A 3,000-nucleotide genomic window follows, 5' to 3' on the forward strand; every position below is an offset into this window, starting at 1 on the left:
GAGACGCCTACAAACTTGCCTACATGCCTACAGGATTCAAGCGGACGAGATGGGATCAGACTGGACGTCAGGAGCGCCTATCTCTTTGAAATCAAAGCGATATTGGACATTTTCGGACGCTTCTGGATGGTGAAATGGTGCCGCGGAAGGGATTCGAACCCCCGACCCACGCATTACGAATGCGTTGCTCTACCAGCTGAGCTACCGCGGCGCGACGCCTCTCATACGGGCAGGATCGCCGCTTTTCAAGGGCGGGCCCGGCATGGGGCCGGCTGACAAGAGCCGGCCTCACAGGATTTGGCGTCTCCGGGGACCGTCCGGGAGAGCGTAAGGGAGACACGGCGCGCGGCCATCGCGGCTCCGGCAACGTCCGCGGAGCCGGCCGGCCGCCGGCCCCGGGCCAAGCCGGTGGGGTTCGCGCGCCGGCCCGTCTCCGGCCGCCCTGGGCGATCGTCCAAAGCGGCGTGCGCCGCCGTCAGTAGGTCAGGATGGGCGGCAGGTCCTTGGCCTGGGCGATCCACTTTTCCACCTGGCTCTCGGCGGGCAGCAGGCGCACCAGCTTCTTCTTCTCGTTCACCTCGGCCATGGCTTGGTGAGGTTGGCGGCGTTGCGGGTCTTCAGTTCCTTCACGGTGTCGACGCCCGCCGCCTCGAGCAGCTCGGAATACTCTTCCGCGACGCCCTTGATGCGCATCAGGTCGGCCATGTTGGCCCATTTGAGGACCTGCTTCTCGTCGATGCCGGCCTTTTCCGCCAGGGCCTTGCGATCCTTCGGCGTCTTCGCGGCGTCGAGCAGCGCGCCGGTGTTGGTGATGCCCGCCGTCTTCAGCTTCTCGGCCATGACCGGGCCGATGCCCTCAATGTCGATGATGGGATAGGACACGACTTCCCCCCTCAATGGCACGGCTCAAGCGGAGCCGCGACGATGAGGCCCACAACCTGAGCGAAAGTCAAACGAACTGGCGCAGGCCCGGGATCGCCTTCACCACGCCGTCCACACTTTCTGCGCCGGCGGTCTCGCGGGCATAGGCCACCACCTCGCGCGCGGCGCCCTGCACCTCGCCCATGGTGAGGCCGAGCGCCATCATCCGGTTGGCGAGGTCCATCAGCCGGGCCATGCCGCCGAAATGGCGATTCGCAGCCGTCGGCGCCGCCGGCTCGGCCATGCCGGCCTGAAGCTCGGCGATCCAGGCATGGCGCGCGACCAGCGGCGCCATGGCCTCGGCCGGGGCTTCCCGGGCGAGGAATTCGACCAGGATCACCACCGCCGCCCGCCCCTTATCGGGCGCGAGCCCGACCCGTTCCTCCAGCCGTTCCAGCAGTTCGTCCATGTCGCCTCCCTGGCGTTGGCACCGTCAGAGATAGGGGGCGAATTTGAAGGCGGCGCGACGATCCCGCAAGCCGTGGCACCGGGCCGAGCCGTGCTGATGCGGCAATGTGCTTGCCGAGGCGCGGCGAAACGGGCGAAAACAGCCCTCGATCAATCCCGCCCGACCCGCGCGAGGACCCCGCCATGACCGCTCCCGCCGCCCCGAAGCCGGCCGCCGCCTCCCTCGATCCGAAAGCCCCGGACGGCGACGGCAAGATCTATATCGGCCGCAGCTTCGTCGGCACCGGCAAGGCGCGGCGCGCCAAGGACGAATTCCTCACCCTGCGCCTCGCCAACCGGCACGGTTTGGTCACCGGCGCCACCGGCACCGGCAAGACGGTGACGCTCCAGGTGCTCGCGGAAGGCTTCGCCCGCGCCGGCGTCCCGGTGTTCGCCGCCGACATCAAGGGCGATCTGTCCGGCATCGCCGAGCCGGGCACGGCGAAGGACTTCCTGCTGGCGCGCGCCGAGGAGGTGGGGATCGACTACCAGCCGGACAGCTTCCCGGTGATCTTCTGGGACATGTTGGGCACGCAGGGCCATCCGGTCCGCGCCACCATCTCGGAGATGGGGCCGCTGCTGCTGTCGCGCCTGATGGGGCTCAACGATACGCAGGAAGGCGTGCTCAACATCGCCTTCCGGGTCGCCGACGAGCAGGGCCTGCTGCTGCTCGACCTCAAGGACCTTCGGGCGCTGCTCGCTTATGTGGCGGAGAACGCGGCCACCATCGGCACCCAGTATGGCAACGTGGCGACGCAGACCGTGGGCGCCATCCAGCGCCAGCTCCTGGTGCTCGAGAACCAGGGGGCGGACAAGTTCTTCGGCGAGCCGGCGCTCAACATCGCCGACCTCATGCGGGTCGACCGCGCGGGCTACGGCACCATCTCCATCCTCGCCGCCGACAAGCTCATGGGGGCGCCGCGCCTTTACGCCTGCTTCCTATTGTGGCTGCTGTCCGAACTGTTCGAGCAGCTCCCCGAAGTGGGCGATCCGGACAAGCCCAAGCTGGTGTTCTTCTTCGACGAGGCGCACCTTTTGTTCGACGAGGCGCCGAAGGTGCTGCTCGACAAGGTGGAGCAGGTGGTGCGCCTGATCCGCTCCAAGGGCGTCGGCGTCTATTTCGTCACCCAGAACCCGCTGGACGTTCCTGAGAGCGTCCTGGCGCAGCTCGGCAACCGGGTGCAGCATGCCTTGCGCGCCTTTACCCCGCGCGACCAGAAGGCGGTGCGGGCGGCGGCGGAGACCTTCCGCCCCAACCCCGACCTCGACACCGCCAAGGTGATCATGGAGCTGGGCAAGGGCGAGGCGCTGGTCTCCATGCTGGAAGGCAACGGCGTGCCGTCCATGGTGGAGCGCACGCTGATCCGCCCGCCGTCCGCCCGCGTCGGGCCGATCACCGAGGCCGAGCGCGCCGCCATCATGGCGAAGAGCCCGGTGGGTCATATCTACGACCAGGCGGTGGACCGGGAGAGCGCGTTCGAGAAGCTCCAGCAGCGCGCCGAGGAGAAGATGCAGCCGCCGGCCGAAGCGTCCGCCGGGGGCGGGGGGCTGCTGGGCGGCATCCTTGACAGCGTTCTCGGCACCGGGACCCCGGCGCCACGCGGCCGGGCGGCGCGCGGGGGCGCCGGTACG

At 68.5% G+C, this 3,000-nt stretch carries 2 protein-coding genes, 1 tRNA gene and 1 pseudogene; 1 reads left to right on the forward strand and 3 read right to left on the reverse strand.

Annotated features, from left to right (window positions below; all coding sequences use genetic code 11):
- Positions 1 to 135: 135 nt before the first annotated feature.
- The 3 genes and pseudogenes from AC2W7M_RS22880 to AC2W7M_RS22890 form a co-directional block, all read right to left on the reverse strand.
- A tRNA-Thr gene (locus AC2W7M_RS22880) sits at positions 136 to 211 on the reverse strand.
- Between the two features lie 264 nt (positions 212 to 475).
- Positions 476 to 882: pseudogene (locus tag AC2W7M_RS22885) on the reverse strand (DUF4332 domain-containing protein).
- A gap of 67 nt (positions 883 to 949) precedes the next feature.
- Complete coding sequence (locus tag AC2W7M_RS22890) at positions 950 to 1,330, reverse strand: DUF2267 domain-containing protein (RefSeq protein WP_486135175.1); 381 nt, start codon at positions 1,328 to 1,330, stop codon at positions 950 to 952.
- Positions 1,331 to 1,512: 182 nt separating this feature from the next.
- On the opposite strand from AC2W7M_RS22890, the gene AC2W7M_RS22895 reads away from it, so the two are divergent.
- Positions 1,513 to 3,000: helicase HerA-like domain-containing protein (locus AC2W7M_RS22895; RefSeq protein WP_486135177.1), on the forward strand; the 1,488-nt coding region annotated here is incomplete at its 3' end.

It is taken from the genome of Xanthobacter sp. BG11Y11_SDJG (assembly GCF_057364445.1).

Excerpts from the sequence above, each read along its gene's own strand:
- AC2W7M_RS22890 (WP_486135175.1), bottom strand. The coding sequence starts at position 1,330 with ATGGACGAACTGCTGGAACGGCTGGAGGAACGGGTCGGGCTCGCGCCC.